Annotated in this window: 1 protein-coding gene; it reads left to right on the top strand. The window is 34.1% G+C overall.

The window, feature by feature from the left end; translation table 11 throughout:
- Positions 1-211: AIR synthase-related protein (locus ACJDU8_RS25960; protein WP_406795056.1), on the top strand; the 211-nt coding region annotated here is incomplete at both ends.

The following is a 211-nucleotide window of genomic DNA, read 5'->3' as shown; positions in this document are numbered from 1 at the left end:
TGAAAGATCCTACAAGGGGAGGGCTTGTTACAATATTAAATGAAATTTCAGATAGAGTAGGCTTAAGTATAAAGCTCATGGAAGAAAGTATACCCATTGAAAGAGAGGTATCTGCTGTAAATCAAATATTAGGATTAGATCCACTATATATGGCTTGTGAAGGAAGAGTTGTGTTTGTAGTTAAGAGTGAAATGGCTGAGGAAATATTAAA

Origin of the sequence: Candidatus Clostridium eludens (assembly GCF_045310515.1) — a bacterium.
Classification (GTDB): Bacteria; Bacillota; Clostridia; order Clostridiales; family Clostridiaceae; genus Clostridium_B; species Clostridium_B eludens.
The sequence above is the reverse complement of the archived record's forward strand: the minus strand, read 5'-3'. Positions and strand labels throughout refer to the sequence as shown.